General features: G+C 59.4%; 15 protein-coding genes and 2 pseudogenes. 9 read left to right on the top strand and 8 right to left on the bottom strand.

What is annotated here, in order from left to right; translation table 11 throughout:
- Window positions 1-50: 50 nt before the first annotated feature.
- On the top strand, window positions 51-845 hold the full coding sequence (locus LOY34_RS18275; protein ID WP_258663802.1) for a DNA adenine methylase: 795 nt from the start codon (window positions 51-53) through the stop codon (window positions 843-845).
- A gap of 190 nt (window positions 846-1,035) precedes the next feature.
- Here the strand turns inward: LOY34_RS18275 and LOY34_RS18270 are convergent, their stop codons facing one another.
- The gene (locus tag LOY34_RS18270) at window positions 1,036-2,127 is read right to left on the bottom strand and encodes a hypothetical protein (RefSeq protein WP_258663800.1); all 1,092 of its coding nucleotides are present in this window, start codon (window positions 2,125-2,127) and stop codon (window positions 1,036-1,038) included.
- A complete protein-coding gene (locus tag LOY34_RS18265; protein WP_258663798.1) occupies window positions 2,128-3,252 on the bottom strand; it encodes a hypothetical protein in 1,125 nt (374 codons plus the stop codon).
- A 593-nt stretch (window positions 3,253-3,845) separates the two neighbouring features.
- Here LOY34_RS18265 and LOY34_RS18260 point away from each other — a divergent pair.
- Window positions 3,846-4,307, top strand: a complete 462-nt coding sequence (locus LOY34_RS18260) for a hypothetical protein (protein WP_195884672.1) — start codon at window positions 3,846-3,848, stop codon at window positions 4,305-4,307.
- A 43-nt stretch (window positions 4,308-4,350) separates the two neighbouring features.
- Here the strand turns inward: LOY34_RS18260 and LOY34_RS18255 are convergent, their stop codons facing one another.
- The gene (locus LOY34_RS18255) at window positions 4,351-4,797 is read right to left on the bottom strand and encodes an acetyltransferase (RefSeq protein ID WP_195884671.1); all 447 of its coding nucleotides are present in this window, start codon (window positions 4,795-4,797) and stop codon (window positions 4,351-4,353) included.
- Between the two features lie 582 nt (window positions 4,798-5,379).
- Here LOY34_RS18255 and LOY34_RS18250 point away from each other — a divergent pair.
- From LOY34_RS18250 to LOY34_RS18235, 5 genes and pseudogenes are all read left to right on the top strand, one after another.
- Complete coding sequence (locus LOY34_RS18250) at window positions 5,380-6,336, top strand: LysR family transcriptional regulator (protein WP_195884670.1); 957 nt, start codon at window positions 5,380-5,382, stop codon at window positions 6,334-6,336.
- 118 nt (window positions 6,337-6,454) lie between these two features.
- Window positions 6,455-6,715, top strand: a pseudogene (locus tag LOY34_RS27575) (PAS domain S-box protein); the annotation flags it as partial.
- Window positions 6,716-7,072: 357 nt separating this feature from the next.
- Window positions 7,073-8,020 (top strand): annotated as a pseudogene (locus LOY34_RS27570) (methyl-accepting chemotaxis protein); the annotation flags it as partial.
- Between the two features lie 9 nt (window positions 8,021-8,029).
- Window positions 8,030-9,787 (top strand): bifunctional diguanylate cyclase/phosphodiesterase, encoded by a 1,758-nt coding sequence (locus LOY34_RS18240; RefSeq protein WP_195884669.1) that lies wholly within the window; start codon window positions 8,030-8,032, stop codon window positions 9,785-9,787.
- A gap of 77 nt (window positions 9,788-9,864) precedes the next feature.
- On the top strand, window positions 9,865-10,500 hold the full coding sequence (locus LOY34_RS18235) for a hypothetical protein (RefSeq protein ID WP_258663795.1): 636 nt from the start codon (window positions 9,865-9,867) through the stop codon (window positions 10,498-10,500).
- Here the strand turns inward: LOY34_RS18235 and arsH are convergent.
- From arsH to LOY34_RS18220, 3 genes are read right to left on the bottom strand one after another with little or no spacing between them, the layout of a single operon-like run.
- Entirely contained in the window at window positions 10,471-11,163 is a 693-nt protein-coding gene (gene arsH, locus LOY34_RS18230; protein WP_195884667.1) for an arsenical resistance protein ArsH, read from the bottom strand. The genes LOY34_RS18235 and arsH overlap by 30 nt on opposite strands.
- Before the next feature lie 12 nt (window positions 11,164-11,175).
- Window positions 11,176-11,646, bottom strand: coding sequence for an arsenate reductase ArsC (locus tag LOY34_RS18225; RefSeq protein WP_045194831.1), 471 nt, complete (start codon window positions 11,644-11,646; stop codon window positions 11,176-11,178).
- Window positions 11,647-11,658: 12 nt separating this feature from the next.
- Window positions 11,659-12,003 carry a metalloregulator ArsR/SmtB family transcription factor gene (locus tag LOY34_RS18220; RefSeq protein WP_195884665.1) on the bottom strand — a complete coding sequence of 115 codons (345 nt, stop codon included), beginning with the start codon at window positions 12,001-12,003 and terminating at the stop codon, window positions 11,659-11,661.
- A 170-nt stretch (window positions 12,004-12,173) separates the two neighbouring features.
- Here LOY34_RS18220 and LOY34_RS18215 point away from each other — a divergent pair, with 170 nt between their 5' ends.
- Window positions 12,174-13,214: a DUF1176 domain-containing protein gene (locus LOY34_RS18215; protein WP_195884664.1), complete on the top strand. Its 1,041-nt coding sequence runs from the start codon at window positions 12,174-12,176 to the stop codon at window positions 13,212-13,214.
- Window positions 13,215-13,288: 74 nt separating this feature from the next.
- Here the strand turns inward: LOY34_RS18215 and LOY34_RS18210 are convergent, their stop codons facing one another.
- Both LOY34_RS18210 and LOY34_RS18205 read right to left on the bottom strand, forming a co-directional pair.
- Window positions 13,289-14,074, bottom strand: a complete 786-nt coding sequence (locus LOY34_RS18210) for a sulfite exporter TauE/SafE family protein (protein WP_045194827.1) — start codon at window positions 14,072-14,074, stop codon at window positions 13,289-13,291.
- 503 nt (window positions 14,075-14,577) lie between these two features.
- Window positions 14,578-15,201 carry a helix-turn-helix domain-containing protein gene (locus LOY34_RS18205; RefSeq protein ID WP_045194826.1) on the bottom strand — a complete coding sequence of 208 codons (624 nt, stop codon included), beginning with the start codon at window positions 15,199-15,201 and terminating at the stop codon, window positions 14,578-14,580.
- Window positions 15,202-15,322: 121 nt separating this feature from the next.
- On the opposite strand from LOY34_RS18205, the gene LOY34_RS18200 reads away from it, so the two are divergent.
- On the top strand, window positions 15,323-16,453 hold the full coding sequence (locus LOY34_RS18200) for an FAD-binding oxidoreductase (RefSeq protein WP_195886029.1): 1,131 nt from the start codon (window positions 15,323-15,325) through the stop codon (window positions 16,451-16,453).
- The last annotated feature ends 1 nt before the right edge of the window (window position 16,454 follow it).

The following is a 16,454-nucleotide window of genomic DNA, read 5'->3' as shown; positions in this document are numbered from 1 at the left end:
CGCGGCGAGCCTAACACCTGTTTATTCATACAGTAAAGACTTGCTATCAAATGACCACTCCAATCATTCCCTGGATGGGCGGCAAGCGCCGCCTGGCCGACCGCCTTATCCCACTCTTCCCCCCTCACGAATGCTACGTCGAGGTCTTCGCTGGTGGTGCTGCGCTGTTCTTCATGCGGCCGCAGCCCGCGCCGGTGGAGGTGCTCAACGACCTCAACGGCGACCTGGTGACGCTCTACCGGGTGGTGCAGAACCACCTGGAAGAATTCGTCCGCCAGTTCAAATGGGCGCTCAGCTCGCGCCAGATTTTCGAATGGCAGAAGATGACCCGGCCCGAAACCCTCACCGATATCCAGCGTGCTGCCCGGTTCTTTTACCTGCAGCAGCATGCCTTTGGCGGCAAGGTCACGGGCCAGACATTCGGTACCGCGACAACCGGTCCGGCCATCAACCTGCTGCGGATCGAGGAGAACCTGTCGGCCGCGTGGCAGCGGCTGGCCGGTACCTATGTGGAGAACCTCTCCTGGCTGGAATGCGCCGAGCGCTACGATCGAGCGCACACCTTCCACTACATGGATCCGCCGTACTGGCAGACCGCCGGGTACGGGGTCGACTTTCCGTTCGACAACTACGAGCGAATGGCTGAATTCATGAGGCGCTGCAAGGGCAAGGTGATGGTTAGCATCAACGACCATCCGGACATTCGGCGGGTCTTCGAGGGCTTTCATTTCGAAACGTTAGAAGTCCGTTACACCACAGTCAATCAGCGGCTAGGTAAGGCCGATACCGCTGGCGAACTTGTTATCATGAACTGGCAGCCGGCAGGTCTTGGACAGTTGTTCTGATCGAAGTCTATGGGGCAAAAATGGGGCAAACTGAGTGCCATTCTATGCCCCTCTATGCCGTTTAGGCGTTTCGCCAACAGATGTAAAAAAAGCGCCCAAGCCCTTTAGATATGGGGCTTGGGCGCTTTTTTACGTTAATAGTCCAGCACAATCGGGAGTGGGGCGCTCCGCGAGTATCAGGCTGACAGAGCTATGGCGTTTTTTTATACATTTGACTAATCAATCCCATGAGGAGAGGCGTAGCCTTCGTCGTTATTAAGGCAGAATCTTGGATTGTTAAAATGTGTTCGCCGATAGATGCATGCGCAATTGCACAGCGGAATCGGTAGATGATGTACGCAACAGCCCTTTGTAAATTTTCGAGGGTCCACCCAAATTTTGCGCCATCTACGCTCGCTTTTGTAAAGGAGTGCTTTACATGTGCCGCGAACTGGACTCGTTTTGCTGGTTGATCCTTGAAAGACCAGGGGAATCCATCTTTGTCATAGTCGTAAAGCATTTCGTCGATTGTATTGTCAAATGGCGAGTGGCTAAAAAAGTCGCGCAAGTGGTGCTCAAGCGATGCCTCTTCGGACCAGTATTTTTTTACAATTCTTATAAGTTTCTGCAGCTCGGCATTATTGTACGTCGCGATGAGCTTTCCAAATCCCCTGAGGTCTGTTCCCAATGCTACTAAATCTTGTAGCAAGTCTAAGTCGAAACTTAGTTCGATAAGATGGTACAGAGATAGGTAGTGTCCGAGGGCAGTAGATTCATGGATCGTTCTTAGAGTTGACAGCTTGTGATCTTCAGTTGGTATGCATAAGTCAGAATAAGCTTCAACTGTAAATGCGTTCGTCAGTTTTTCGTGCTGGGGTAGATTTCTCTGGTGAGAAAAGGCTCCCCATATTGAGCTTGTTTCTTTGTAGAGAGAGTGATAGAGGGCATAGCTGGAGTCTCTAACTACAACGTAATCGTGTTTGAAAGCGTAGTCCGTATAGTGGGAGTTATATATGTCTTCTGTATTTGCGTCCCGCAAAAAGGCTGCTACAGAGGTTGCTGATGCCGCACCGTAGGTGAACGGCATCCCTTTGCACGTAATCAATACGCAGTCATGGTTATGGTGATGGCTGAGCTTGATTGTGAATGTTTCATTGGTTTGGTATCGGGGTGACAAATGATATACAGGTATCGCAATATAACCGTTGATTGAGCATTGTCCATAGGCCTCGGTCAAATTAAGGCTGGGATCGATTCTCAGATCATCGAAGCTGAATTGTTCGTTGACTTCCCTGTAGTTCATTTATTCGGCCTCGCGCTCCCATATATCTCGCAATGGTGTTTCGCCCTCATCCCTGAAAAATTCTTTCAGAGCTACGAAGATTAGCTTTCGCGTTGCATACCCGATATTTGTTTTGCGGCTTGGGAAGCCTGCTATGATTTGCTGGAACAGATCAAGTCCCAAGGTTTCTTCCGATCGACTGACTTCGATTGAGCGGGTCAGGGTTCCAAGGGCTTTTTTAATCCTCTCTTTACGAGCCGGAGTAGAGCCAAAATCGGCGACAGCGGCGAAAAAAGCATTGAGCGTATTTTCATTGCCTAGCCAGTTAGTGGCGGAGAGGGTGTCACCTGCAGGGATAGTACCTTCAACAGCATCATCCAACTCGCAATAGAGTCTGAAAAATTCTACAAATTCACTAAACTGGATACCAAATTGTTCGACGTCTTGCTGTAAAACGGCTTGTTCACTTAGTCTTTGTGCAACGACGTTCTGTTTGTCTACTTCGGGTGACTTCAATAAGTATGCATGATACCCACTTGAAACTTTGTCAAGTGAATAGCGTCGAGCCCGAGTTCTTCGGCCTCCGTCGACTTCCGGTACGAGTTCCAAACGGTCGATTTCTTTGATCAACGTCTTACGTAGGCTGAGAGATAGAATCTCAATCTGATGCCTCATCGACATGGGTTTTTGTCCTGCGTTTAAAACAATGATTCTATAAATCAAGTGATCAAGGTCTGGCTCTGCGCGTATTTCCAAGTGGATCAGTTGTTCGGGAGGGAAGTTATGGCCGCTCTCTAGAATTTCTTTTAGAATGAAAGTGCGTTGCAGTCCATCTAAGATATTGAGTGGGGCAGATTCCTGCACCATCTTCTTGATTTCGCCTAGATTGTCTGTTTTGACAGCTTCACTCGCAAGTTCAGATTTTTCGATTGGAAGCGCAAGAGTGATGGTCGGCAGAAGAGTGCCGTTTATAATGTCTGCTTTAAGTCGAGTGTAAGCGGTGAACTTTTCCCGCTTCCGTTGGATTGAAAACGAAGCAAAATCCTCGCCGACAAGAGCCAAATAATTAGGGATATCGCACTGCGCATAAATTACCGGTGTTTGGGTGCGTAGGTCTTTCGCTGTTCCAAGGATCTTGATTTCCATTTCTTGCTTTCCGGGCATGACGGGTGCTCGACACTCTACCTGCGCATCGTTGGGTTGGGAATACGCTGCGCGAAGCGCCTCAGGCCCTTCCGGGGGTATCAATGGATGGCGCCATGGTTAGGCATCCATCAGACGAGTGACATGATCAGGGTTTTAAAAGTGAGCGGGCTCAGCGAAGCATGCTGGAAATCATGCTCGGATGGTACAAAATTGGTACGGGTTACGATGTTGGTAGTTAAAGTCCCTGTATATAAAGGGATTCAGAGAGAGTGTGTCCAATCCATCATGGGCGCAACGCTGAACCGGCGGGACGGCTCAGGGCGCGGGTTTACTGGGGTTGAGGCGGATTCTAGGGGCATGTTCTACGACGCATTTGCAGCCATTCAGGGGTGTTTTGCTTTGCGCGGTTTGTTACAGCTTGCCGGCGCGAAGCAACAACAGGGGTGCGTTAGTCTACCAAGAGTGCCGAGTGTTCGCTCGTAAGCAGTCTAGGACGAGAGGCGTTTCGTACAGCCCCTGAACAGGACTCATGTAACCCGACAATGCGCCGATACCGTGCAGCGCAAGGTCCATAAAAGGCAGGAGCCTGAACATTGTTCGAACACATCTGGCGCAGCATCCATTCCCCAGGCTACTTCCCCAGCGTACTGGAATGGATGATCGATATTCTCCTCAATCCGTTCATGGTGGTTATGTGTCTGATGGTCGGGGCGCTGGCCGGTAAAGGATGGCGAGCCATCCCCTACGGCAGCCTCACGTGTTATGTGGTGTTCCTGAGCCGCTCGCCATTCTATCGCTGGGAAAGTATTTTTCCCGTAGCCGGGCTGCCCGCGCTGTTGATTGATGGCGCACTGTTGGCCCTGCTCGGCTTCTATTTGAAGGGCGTACTCAGAACCTGCTCAGCAGCAAGACCCGAAGGTCATTGGTTGCGCTGGCTTTATCAAAGCCTGAAGGTTGTCATGCTGACAATCGTGGTGGTGTTCTGGGTACTCCTTGTGCTGTTTGTCTTGATCTTCACCGTCTCGGTCGCTACCCAACCGTCACTGGCGCACTAACCCAACGCCTGCTTGCAGTTTTCGTACAGAACCCAGGACCGTTTCAGGCCGTTGCAGTCGGCAAACTCATGTGCAGCAACGGGAACGGCCGGCCTTCGCCATCCAGCGGGGAACGGCCAGTCTGAACAAAGCCGTAATGCAGATAAAACCCCACCGCCTGGGGATTTTGCTCGTTTACGTCAACGCTCAGGGTATCCCGCGAATCATGCGCGTAATCCAGTAGCGCTCGGCCAATGCCTTGCCCACGCAGGTCGGGATCAATGAAGAGCATCTCAACGTGGGTTTCGTTGAGCCCGATAAAGCCCAGCGGGCGGTCTTCAGCATCTACCGCAACCCATAACTCAACCGCGGGTAGGTAGACGTCGCGCAGTTGCGGCAGCAGCGCGTCTATGTCGGATGCTTGCAGGAAGTGGTGGGTGGCGCGCACGGAGCGCAGCCAGAGGTCGAGCAGTTGCGGGTAGTCGGCAGCGTTAGCCTGACGAATGATCATGGAATCATCCTTGTGCACTTGATATCGGAGTAGAGGTACGCCAGGGGAGGGCGACCGTATAAGTGTCGGCAGCGGTATGACCGCTTCGCGAGTTAACGCCTGGGCGGTGCACGGCAGCGGTAGCCGAAAAGGAGGGGGTGAGAAAATTACTGGGGGCTTTTGGCTGTGTCAAGGGCAGGGTCAAGCGCCCAATCCATCGTTGAGCCAAGTAGCGATATTGAATTCTGCTGATATTCCAAGTTGTTATAGTTGTGTTCGTTATTTTTATTTCAACTTTAATCGACTGCTTTATAGGCTGTTTGGAATAACAAGGAAGCCGCTGCCTTGCCGATGTCTGAAAGTATGTTATGCTCGGAAAATAACCCCCGCCGCACCCTCTCTCCCTACCTGTTTTTCTCGCCTAAATTGATGATCTGCATCAGTTTTTTGCTCGCCTGCGGGCTCTATATTGAATTTAAAGGAATGAACAACTCTCCCCGCCACGCTGCGAAGTTCTGGTGTGAAAGTTTATAAAACAATAAGGAATCGCCCGTTAGGTTGAGTGCTGTTTTTACGGCGCTCGATCATCATCCGGTGTTACCCATGAAGTCGACCGTTGTCTCTGTTGCGCGCAAACTCAAACTCTATCAATTGGTGGTCTTCGACCAGGTCCTGCGTAGCGGCTCGCTGGTGGGCGCGGCCCAGGCGTTGAACCTGACCCAGCCGGCCGTGACCAAGATCATCCACGAAATGGAAGCCTTCCTTGGCGCCGCCTTGCTGGTGCGCGGCAACCGCGGGGTGCGTGCCACCGAGCTGGGCGGGGTGGTGGTGCGCCGCGCCCATGCCATGCTCACCGAACTGCGCAGCCTCACCGATGAGGTCAATGCCTACCACAGCGGCACCACCGGCCAGGTCATGGTCGGCTCGCTGACCTCGTCATCGGCCTTGCTGTTGCCGCATACCCTGCGCCTGCTCAAGGAGAGCGCGCCGGGGGTGCTGGTGACGGTGCGGGTCGGGCACATGGACCAGCTGTTCTCAAGCCTGTTGGCCGGTGAGCTGGATATTGTCGTCGGGCGCATCCCCGATGACTGGCGCTGGCACGAGCACGAGCCGCGGCTCAAAGTCGATGTGCTGTGCGAAGAGGCATTGTGCATCGTCGCCGGTGCCGAGCACCCGCTGCACACCAGCGGCGGGCCGCTGAGCCTGGCCGAGCTGCATCCGTTCCCGTGGATTCTGCCGCCGCGCAGCGGTCTGTTGCGGCGTACCGTCGACCGCCTGTTCGAGGAACTGGACCTGGGCCCGCCGGCCAACGTCATCGAGTCGATCGCGGCCCTGACCAACTACGAATTGATGCAGGACCAACAGACCGTCGGCTTCTTCCCCCTGCAAACCACCCAGCAACTGGCCCAGGGCGGCAAGCTCAAGGCCTTCGACCTTGGCAAGCCGCTGAGCTTTGGCAGCATCGGCTGCTTCTACTCGGCCAATCGCAGCCTCGACCCGGCCAGCCGGCTGTTCCGTGAATGCCTGACCCTGGCCAACCAGCCCGGCGAGCAAAATTAACCAGGTATTCCATATCGCTATAGCTACAGCCGCTCTATTCATGAGGTATGGCCAATTGCCACACCTACAATGCGGGTAATTACACCCGATTGATCTCGCAATAACGGATACCCAGCGCATGAGAAGCAATCTGCCGGTCACCCAGCAGGAAGTCATCTTCCAGAACCAACAGCGGCTGATTTCTGCCACCGACCTGCACGGCAACCTGACCTACTGCAACGACGAGCTGGTGGCCATCAGCGGCTTCAGCCGTGAAGAGCTGATCGGCAGCCCGCACAATATCGTCCGCCATCCGGACATGCCCGAAGCGGTGTTCGCCCACATGTGGTCGTACCTCAAGGCCGGCAAGAGCTGGATGGGCATCGTCAAGAACCGCTGCCGCAACGGCGATCATTACTGGGTCAGCGCCTATGTCACGCCGATCCTCGAGGGGGCGACGGTCGTCGGCTACGAGTCGGTGCGGGTCAAGCCGCAGCGTGCCGATATCGAGCGTGCCGCCGCGCTTTACCAGCGCATCCGTACGGGCAAAAAGAGCTGGAGCTTCAAGCACCTGGCCAAGGCTGTGAAAGAGCAGGCGCTGGCGCCGGTGGCGCTTGGCGTGCCTTGCCTTGCCGCCGTGTGGTACCTCGATAGCTGGGCGGCGCTGGCCGTGCTGGCCTGTGGTTTTGTTGGCATGCAGGTGGCTGCGCACTGGAACCTGCAGCGCAAGTTCGCCCTGGCCCGGCGTGCCACCGCCGACAGTTTCGACAGCGAACTGATTGCCCGCACCTACACCGACGAGCACGGCGCCGTGGCGCAGTTGATGATGTCGCTGATCAGCGAACAGGCCAAGGTGCGCACCGCCCTCAGCCGTTCCGGCGACTACGCGCAGAAGACCGAAACCATGGCCGGCGAAAGCGGCAAGCTGGCTCAGGCCTCCGAGTCGTCGTTGCAGCGCCAGCGCGACGAGACCGACATGGCCGCTACCGCCATGACCCAGATGGCGGCGTCTATCTCCGAGGTTTCGACCCACATCCACGACACCGCCCGTGAGGCCGACGACGTCAACCAGCTGACCCGGGTCGGCTCCGAAGAAGCCGGCAAGACTCGCCTGGTGATCGAGAAACTGCAGGACACGGTGAACCAGATCAGCCAGTCGGTGGAAAATTTTGCCGACGAGACCCAGTCGATCCAGATCGCCTCGAACATGATCCGCCAGATCGCCGACCAGACCAACCTGCTGGCGCTCAACGCCGCCATTGAAGCGGCGCGGGCCGGCGAGCAGGGTCGTGGTTTTGCCGTGGTCGCCGATGAGGTGCGGGCGCTGGCGTTCAAGACCCAGGAGTCGACCGAAACCATTCAGACCATCATCCAGTCGCTGCACAGCGCCGCCAACCAGGCGGTGGATATCGCCCGCCAGGGCAGTGACGAGGCCCATGCCGGTGTCGATCAGGTGATCGCCACCCAGAACGCCCTGGAAGGCATCGGCGTGGCGGTCGAGCATATCCACCAGATGACCGAACAGATGGCCGCCGCCTCCGAGCAGCAGGCCCATGTCGCCGAAGACATCAGCCGGCAGATCACCACCATCGCCCAGGTGTCCGAGCAGAACGTCGACATAGCCGCCAGTTCCGCCAGCATCGGCCGTGAGCTTGAACACACGGCGCATGAAATGTATGCGCTGGTGGACCGCTTCAACCGCTAGGCCGCGATCATGACCCGAGAGGATTTCGACAAGCTTGCGGCCAACGCCGAGCGCGAGCTGACCAGCATTCCCTACGCGATTTTCGAGGCCGCCGCCGATGCGATTGTCATCACCGATGAATGGGGGCGGGTGCAGGCGATCAATGCCGCAGCGCAGAAGCTGTTCGGCTACAGCTTCGCCGAACTTGCCGGTGCGAATATTTCCCGGCTGATGCCCAGGGCCTACGCCGAGCACCATGATCAGTGCCTGGCGTCCTACCGTGCGGGCGGCGGGCGCAAACTCAACGGCCTGGTACGCGAGCTGCTCGGCAAGCGCAAGGACGGCTCCTTGTTCGATTTGCACGTAAGTGTCGGCGAGCTGTTGCTGGGTGGCCGGCAACTGCTGATCGGGGTGTGCTATGACATCAGTGAACAGTTGCAGATGCACCGGCGCATCAACCACCTGGCCAGCCATGACACCCTGACCCACTGCATGAACCGCAGCGCCCTGCATACGCGCCTGCAGCAGGAGATCGCCCTGGCGCAAGCGCAGGTGCAGCAACTGGTGCTGGTGTTCATCGACCTCGATGGCTTGAAAATCATCAACGACAACCATGGTCATTACGTCGGTGACCGGGTGCTGGTTGGCGTCGCCGAGCGCTTTCGCCAGTGCCTGACCGGTGCGGGGTTGCTGGCCCGGGTTGGCGGCGATGAGTTCGTGGTGGTGATGCGTCAGCCGTTTGCCGAACAGGGTGGCATGGGCCTGGCCACACGGCTGTTCGAGTGCCTGCAGGCGCCGCTGCGGATCGACGGCATGGCCTTGGCTGTGCGCGCAAGCCTTGGCGTCAGTACCTGCGCCAATTGCCGGGAAGGGCAAGCGCCGGCGCCGGATCAACTGATCATCGATGCCGACTTTGCCATGTACCAGGCGAAGAAGGCCGGCGGCAATCGCATCGCTTGTTTCAACCCGGCCATGCGCATCACCCAGCAGCGCGAGCAGCAGCGCCTGGAGCGTCTGCGCCAGGCGATCGAGACCGAGCAATTGCAGCTGCATTACCAGCCGCAGTTCGAGCTGGCCGACCCGCAACGGATCACCGGCCTTGAGGCTTTGCTGCGCTGGAACGACGGCGCCAACGGCCCGGTATCGCCGGAGGTGTTCATCCCCCTGGCTGAGCAGAACGGGCTGATGTCGGCGCTCAATGTCTGGGTGGTGACCCGTGCCTGCGCCGACAACCGGGCGCTGATCGAAGCCGGCCTGCTGGATGTGCCGGTGGCGGTGAACATGAGTGGCTACTCGTTCATGCAGTGCGATTTTGTCAGCAAGTTGGCGGCGGTCCTCGAGCGCAGCGGCCTGGCGGCCAACCGCCTGGAAATCGAAGTGACCGAAACCGCCGCGCTCAAGGATATCGAGCAGGCCCGGCAGAACGTTTTGCGCTTGCAAGGCATGGGCGTGCAGGTGTCGATCGACGACTTCGGTACCGGCTATTCATCGCCCAGCACCTTGCGCGCCTTGCCGTTCGAGAAGCTCAAAATCGACCGGGTGTTCATCAGCGAGGTGCAGAGCAACCCGATCGACCAGGCTATCGTCAATGGCTACCTGATGCTGGCCGAGAGCCTGGATATCCAGGTAGTGGCCGAGGGCATCGAAACCCGCGAGCAGCTCGATTATCTCAAGGCCCAGGGCTGTAGCCTGGGTCAGGGCTTCTGGTTCTGCCGGCCATTGCCGATGGACCGCTTGCTGCAGTTCGTCATGGGCCGTGAGCATGCCGGACGTCGGTTGGTGAGGTAGCGCCAGCAAGGCTTGCCTACACTCATCGGTCGCCTGTGCAATGGATGCATGGGGCCATTTCATGGAGATCAGTGGCAATGAATTCGCCCGGAAAAGGACTTCCCGAGACTTTCCTGCAAGCCGCCGCCCTGCGCGAGCACGACCGCTACCCCGAGGATATGGACTGGCAGGCGCTGGTCCATGCGTTTTTCCCCGACAGCGTGGTCGGCATGGCCCAGTCGCTGTCGAACATCACCGGAGCCTTCTATGGCCTGATGCTGGAGCAGGCCGGGGAAATGTTTGGCCGCGAGCACATCAATCGCCTGTCCGAGCGCATGTTCTATCGCCTCGGCCGGCGCATGGCAGCGCGGCACATGGCCAGCCAGGTGCAACTGGAGCGCGACGCCCGTGGCCTCGGCCGGTTGGTGGTGGCGGCGATCTTTACCTCCAGTCCGGAATACCGCCTGCACATCCTCGAATTCGGCGCCGAGCAGGTGTTTATACGCATCACCGGCGCCGACCGCTACCACCGCATCGCCTGTGAGCTGGGCGTCGAGGATGCGCTGCAGTGGCCGGTACTGCGCGAGTTTTTCCGTGGGCTGGGGGATGAGCTGGGGATTACCGAGCGCTTCGCACTGGCCATGGAACTGGTAAGCCTGGATGACGACAGCCGGTGCGATTATTCGCTGGCTATCGTCAGGCGCTCAGATCGAACGCTGGCCGACCCGCTGTGACAAAGCCTCGGCCGACTCCTTGCGCTCGGAGTAGCGATCGACCAAATGCTCGCTGCGCCCGCGCAGCAGCAGGGTGAACTTGACCAGCTCTTCCATGACGTCGACCACGCGGTCGTAGTAGGCCGAAGGTTTCATCCGGTCGTTACCGTCGAATTCCAGCCAGGCCTTGGGCACCGAGGACTGGTTGGGGACGGTGAACATACGCATCCAGCGCCCCAGTACCCGCAGCTGGTTGACCACGTTGAATGATTGCGAACCACCACACACCTGCATCACTGCCAGGGTTTTACCCTGGGTCGGACGCACCGCGCCCATGGCCAGCGGCACCCAGTCGATCTGCGCCTTGAACACCGCCGACATGGCGCCGTGGCGCTCGGGCGAGCACCACACCTGGCCTTCGGACCATTGCATGAGGTCGCGCAGTTCGACCACCTTGGGATGGTCCTCGGGCGCGTCGTCGGGCAGGGGCAGGCCGCTGGGGTTGAAAATCCGGGTTTCGGCGCCGAAGTGCTCCAGCAGGCGCGCAGCTTCCTCAGTCAGCAGGCGGCTGAACGAGCGTTCGCGGGTCGAGCCGTAAAGCAGCAGGATGCGCGGCTTGTGCCCGTCATGGGCGGCGTTGGCAGGGATCAGGTCGAGGTCGAGATTGGGCAGTTGATCATTCATGGGAGAGTCCTTTTACAAGGTGCCGATGCGGTCAATTTCAGCCTGCAGCTGATCGCGGCTCAGGCGCTCGAAGGGCAGGGCGAGGAAGGTTGTGCAGCGCAGCGCGATACGCGCCAGGGTGGCGTCGAAGGCGGCATCGAGCTGGGTGTCTGTGCCGTGGATTTCGGACGGGTCCGCCAGCCCCCAGTGGCTCTTCAGTGCCGGGCCGAAGTACAGCGGGCAGGCTTCGCCAGCGGCGTTGTCGCAGACGGTGATGACGATGTCCGGTGGGTTGTCGGCGAAGGTGTCGTTGCCTTTGCTGGTCAGGCCGCTGATACCGATGCCGGCGCGTTGCAAGGTCGACAGGCTGCGAGGATGCACCTGGCCCTTGGGGAAGCTGCCGGCACTGAGCGCTTCGAAACCGGCCGGGGCCAGGTGGTTGAACAGCGCTTCGCACAGAATGCTGCGGCAGCTGTTGGCGGTGCACATGAACAGGATTCGCATGGGGCGGACTCCTTAGCAGCAGGTTGCGCGGGCAGGGCGATCACCCATGCCGTCGAGGCGGGTGCTGTCGGCGCTGAGCCACTGGCCGTTGGCTTCAAGGGTCAACAGCAATACCTGGTTGACCCAGGCCGGCAGTTGCGGGTTAAGCCGGTAGTACACCCACTGGCCCTGGCGGCGGTCGAGCAACAGGCCGCAGCTGCGCAGTTGCGCCAGGTGGCGGGAGATCTTTGGCTGGCTGTGGTCGAGCGCGCACATCAGCTCGCAGACGCACAGCTCACCTTCGCGGGCGATTAGCAGCGTGGCGCGGGCACGGGTTTCATCGGCGAGGCATTTGAACAGGGCGGTGGGGCTGAGCATCGAATCGGCCTTTTACATATGGAAATTCGAATATACGGATTTCCATATGTTTTTGGCAAGCCGGTTGTCTAATCAGCCAGCCGCTGGTGAACTCAGCATCATTACCCTGAAGCAGTACTTTCAGGATGCCCAGCGTTAGAATGCGCCGTTTACCTGAAACGGAATTCATCATGAGCGCACCGTTGCACGCCGCTTTTTTCACCTTGCTGGCCTTGCCCGGTGCTGCCCACGCTGCGGCGGCAGAACCGGTACCGCTGTACCAGCCCCTCAAGGACTGGGTGGTGGGCTGTGACAATACCCGCCAGTGCACGGCGCTGGCGGCCGATACCCGGGCGGACATGCCGCTGGGCATCCAGGTAATGCGCGGGGCCGGCCTCGATGGCCAACTGCAGGTGACGATCTTCAGCAACAGCTCGCTGGAGGCGCCGTTGCAGCTCGATGGCCAGCCGCTGGCACTACCCTTGAGCGAGGCTCAGGAGGACGGCGTGGTGTTCTGGCGCGCCAGCGGCGAGCAGGCCATGGCCCTGCTCAAGGCATTGCGCAACGGCGCGCGCCTGACCTCGCAGAGCAATGATGGTGAGCTTGGCAGCTCTCTGAACGGCCTGACGGCTTCGTTGTTGCTGATCGATTCGGTGCAGGGGCGGGCAGGGCATCGCAGCGCCTTGGTGCGCACAGGGGATGCGCCGGATAGCGCCGTGCCTTCTGCGCCAGTACTGCCCAAGCTGGCGCCATTCGTACGCCCCGAGCCGATGGGTGAAGCAGAGGCCAGGCGCATCAGCGAGGTGGTCATGACTGCCACCGCAAACGACTGGCGCGACCCCGACGCGGACTGGACCCCGGACAGTGCCCAGGCCTATGCCTTGAGCAAGGACACGGCGCTGGTGAGCTTTCGTTTCGGCTGCGGTGCCTACAACTGCGAGTACGCGCTGTACACCACTTCGCGGGCGCATCCCGAGCAGGCGAAGGCGCTGCAACTGGAGAAGATTGCGGCGCAGGAGCAGTGGGGCGACTTTGGCGGTTCGGTGGGCTATGACCCGGACTCCGGGGTGCTCAGCAGTTTCATCCTGGCGCGGGGCATTGGCGATTGCGGCATGGAACAGAGCTGGCGTTTTGACGGGGAGCGCATGCGACCGCGCTCGCTGTCACGCATGGGCAGTTGCACTGGGAACTGGCCAGACAAGTGGCCGGTGCTGTGGCGTACGCAGGATTGACCCTGGGGCTACTGCGTAGCCCATCGCCGGCAAGGCCGGCTTCCACAGGGATTGGTGTTGCCTGAAAGCCTTGATCAGAACGCCAGCTTGTAGCCAATCATCAGCAGCATGCCCGCCAGGCACGGGCGCAGGATGCTGTCGGAAATTCGCCCGGTCAGGTGGCTGCCCATGTAGATGCCCGGCAGCGAGCCGAGCAGCAGGTAGCCGAGCAGCGACCAGTCCATGTTGCCCATGCTCGCATGGCCGAGACCTGCGACCAGGGTCAGGGGCACGGCGTGGGCGATTTCGGTGCCGACCAGGCGGCGGGTGACCAGGTACGGATAGAGCAGAAACAGCGCCACGGTGCCCAGGGCGCCGGCACCGATCGAGGTCAGCGAGACCATGACGCCGAGCACCACGCCGGTGACTACGGTCAGCAGGTTGAGGCTGGTGCCGCTCAGGTGGTAGCGGTCGCCGGCGTGTTTGCTGGCGAAGGCCTGGAGTTTGCTTTTGAACAGGATGGCCAGGGCGGTGAGCACCAGGACCACGGCCAGGCCTTGCTTGATAATGGCGTTGGCGGCCTGGGTGTCGGCATCGAGGCTGGCGAGGAACCACAGGGTCAGGGCGGCGGCCGGGACGCTGCCAAGGGTCAGCCAGCCGGTGATTTTCCAGTCGATATTGTTGTTTTTGCCGTGGACCCAGACGCCGCTGGCTTTGGTGATGGCGGCGTAGAGCAGGTCGGTACCTACGGCGGTGGCGGGGTTGATGCCGAACCACAGCAGGATCGGGGTCATCAGCGAGCCGCCGCCGACGCCGGTCATGCCGACGATGAATCCAACTACCAGGCCTGCAATGGTGAAACCGAAAGAACCTACATCCATAAGTAACCTAAACGCCCAACGTGCCCGTGATCGGATGGCAGCCAGCATAAAGGTTTTTTTATAGCCAAATAGACTTGTTCGTTATTAGGTTATAACTGGGTCGAGCTTCGGGAGGGTTTGCACCATCCATTTGCCAGGGTGTGGCTTAGTCACCTTTCCGCCCTTACGGCGGCTTACTTTTTTTAGTCGAAAAAAAAGTAAGCAAAAATTCTCGCCCCACCAGGGGCCCTACGCTGCGCTTCGGGTTCCCTCGCTACGGTGTCGCTACGGGGCATTGCGAACTACGAGTTGCAAGCAACTCTACGTTTCGCAACTTCGGCTAACGCCGAAGGTGCTGCGCACTCGCCCCTTCGCAACACCTGCACTCGGCCCTTCTGGTTAACGGGGCGGCAGATCAAGATCAAGAGCACAATTCGCTTCGCTCTTGTTGAGCGCGTAGCGCTGTGGGAGCGGCGGTGCGACGTCTCGACTTGACCCGCGATGCGGTGTTACAGACAACGCTTTTACCGATCCGTCATCACCACCATCACATGCGCATCCCCACCATCTTCCGTCTCGGAAAGATAAATATGCCCGACATTGCTGTTGAAGTAGGCTGTCTCCTGCGGGCCGATACTCACCGCCTCACCGGTCTCGAATACGATGCGCACCCGCCCGCTCAGCACCAGGGCAAATTCCTGCCCGGGGTGGCGGATGAATTCGTCGAACTGTTGCCGCTCGCGGGCGATGATCCGGGCGTACATCGGGGTCATCAGGCGCTGTGGGAATTCGCCGGCAATCGGGTGGTAGTCGTAGGTGCCGGTGCTGTAGCCGGGGGCGCTGGGCAGGGAGTTGACCACTACGGTGGTCGGCACTGGTACATCGCTCACGCCTGAAGCGCGAAACAGCTGGGCGATATCCACCTGCAATGCCCGCGCCGCCGCCGCGAGTTTTTCGTAGCTCACCGAGACCTGCGCCAGTTCCATTTTCGACAGGGTCGAGACCGGTACCCCGGACAGCGCCGAGAGTTGCTTGAGCGTCAGTTGCTGGGCCTTGCGCACGCTGCGCAGGCGCGCGCCGACTTCGGCGCGGTCAATCAGCGGCAGCGCGCCAGGGCGGGTGTCGGCAGGGGAGCGGTCGGCACTCATCAAGCATCTCGGTCAGGTAAAACGGATGCGCATCTTACCGTGAGCGCTTGCATAATCCGAAATTCTCAGATATTAGAATTCTCACAAATGATAATTTCATCTCGCAGGTGATTGCATGGCTATGACACAGACCTTCGACATCGTGATCATCGGCGCCGGTATTGCCGGTGCTTCATTGGGCTATCGGCTGGCGCCAGGGCGCCAAGTGCTGATGCTTGAACGCGAAGCCCAGGCCGGCTACCACTCCACCGGGCGCTCGGCGGCGATGTTCATGGAGGCCTATGGCACCCCGCAGATCCAGGCGCTGACCCGCGCCAGCAGGGCCTTTTATGAGTCGCCGCCGCCGGGCTTCTGCGAGCATGCACTGCTCGAACCGCGGGGTTGTCTGTATGTGGCGACCCTGGAGCAACAGGCGCTGCTCGACAGCACCTATGCACAGAGCCAGGCCAACGGTACCGAAGTGACCTTGCTCGACCGCGACGGGGCGCTGGCGCTGGTGCCGAGCCTGCGCGCCGAGGTGGTGACCGGCGCGGTACTCGAACCCGGCGCCATGGACCTGGATGTACACGCGCTGCACCAGGGCTTCTTGCGCGGTTACCGCCAGGCCGGCGGGCACTTGCACTGCAATGCCGAGGTGGTCGAGGGCAGTTACCACGACGGTTACTGGCAGCTCGTGATGGCCGACGGCAGCTGCATTCAGGCGCGCCAGTTGGTCAACGCCGCTGGCGCTTGGGCCGATCACATCGCGGCGGTCTGCGGCGTACAGCCGGTCGGCCTGCAGCCGTGCCGGCGCTCTGCCTTTACCTTCGACGGCCCGCCAGACCAGGCCTTCAGCCGCTGGCCGGCAGTGATCGGCGTCGATGAGAGCTTTTATTTCAAACCCGATGCCGGGCAGTTGCTCGGCTCACCGGCCAACGCCGACCCGGTCGAGCCCCAGGACGTGATGCCCGAAGAGCTCGACGTCGCCATCGGTATCTACAACATCGAGGCCATCACCACCCTGGCGATTCGCCGCCCCAGTCATAGCTGGGCCGGGCTGCGATCGTTCGTTGCCGATGGCGACCTGGTGATTGGCCGCGATCCGCACAACCCGGCGTTTTTCTGGCTGGCGGCGCAAGGCGGTTATGGTATCCAGTCCGCCGCTGGCGCTTCGCAACTGGCCTGTGCGCTGTTGCTTGAGCAACCGTTACCGGCAACCCTGAGCGCCGAAGGGGTCGAGCCGCAACGCTTGTCCCCGGCGCGTTTTCGTTAAT

This window comes from Pseudomonas sp. B21-009 (assembly GCF_024749345.1).
Taxonomy (GTDB): domain Bacteria; phylum Pseudomonadota; class Gammaproteobacteria; order Pseudomonadales; family Pseudomonadaceae; genus Aquipseudomonas.
Note: the sequence above shows the minus strand (reverse complement) of the source record. Positions and strands in the feature narration are given on the sequence as shown.

Bases quoted from the DNA above. Each gene is read 5' to 3' on its own strand.
- LOY34_RS18250 (WP_195884670.1), top strand. From the start codon at position 5,380: ATGAAGTCGACCGTTGTCTCTGTTGCGCGCAAACTCAAACTCTATCAA.
- LOY34_RS18225 (WP_045194831.1), bottom strand. From the start codon at position 11,646: ATGCGAATCCTGTTCATGTGCACCGCCAACAGCTGCCGCAGCATTCTG.
- LOY34_RS18255 (WP_195884671.1), bottom strand. From the start codon at position 4,797: ATGATCATTCGTCAGGCTAACGCTGCCGACTACCCGCAACTGCTCGAC.
- LOY34_RS18265 (WP_258663798.1), bottom strand. From the start codon at position 3,252: ATGGAAATCAAGATCCTTGGAACAGCGAAAGACCTACGCACCCAAACA.
- LOY34_RS18220 (WP_195884665.1), bottom strand. From the start codon at position 12,003: ATGCTCAGCCCCACCGCCCTGTTCAAATGCCTCGCCGATGAAACCCGT.
- LOY34_RS18215 (WP_195884664.1), top strand. From the start codon at position 12,174: ATGAGCGCACCGTTGCACGCCGCTTTTTTCACCTTGCTGGCCTTGCCC.
- LOY34_RS18210 (WP_045194827.1), bottom strand. From the start codon at position 14,074: ATGGATGTAGGTTCTTTCGGTTTCACCATTGCAGGCCTGGTAGTTGGA.
- LOY34_RS18205 (WP_045194826.1), bottom strand. From the start codon at position 15,201: ATGAGTGCCGACCGCTCCCCTGCCGACACCCGCCCTGGCGCGCTGCCG.
- LOY34_RS18275 (WP_258663802.1), top strand. From the start codon at position 51: ATGACCACTCCAATCATTCCCTGGATGGGCGGCAAGCGCCGCCTGGCC.
- LOY34_RS18240 (WP_195884669.1), top strand. From the start codon at position 8,030: ATGACCCGAGAGGATTTCGACAAGCTTGCGGCCAACGCCGAGCGCGAG.
- LOY34_RS18235 (WP_258663795.1), top strand. From the start codon at position 9,865: ATGAATTCGCCCGGAAAAGGACTTCCCGAGACTTTCCTGCAAGCCGCC.
- LOY34_RS18270 (WP_258663800.1), bottom strand. From the start codon at position 2,127: ATGAACTACAGGGAAGTCAACGAACAATTCAGCTTCGATGATCTGAGA.
- arsH (WP_195884667.1), bottom strand. From the start codon at position 11,163: ATGAATGATCAACTGCCCAATCTCGACCTCGACCTGATCCCTGCCAAC.
- LOY34_RS18200 (WP_195886029.1), top strand. From the start codon at position 15,323: ATGACACAGACCTTCGACATCGTGATCATCGGCGCCGGTATTGCCGGT.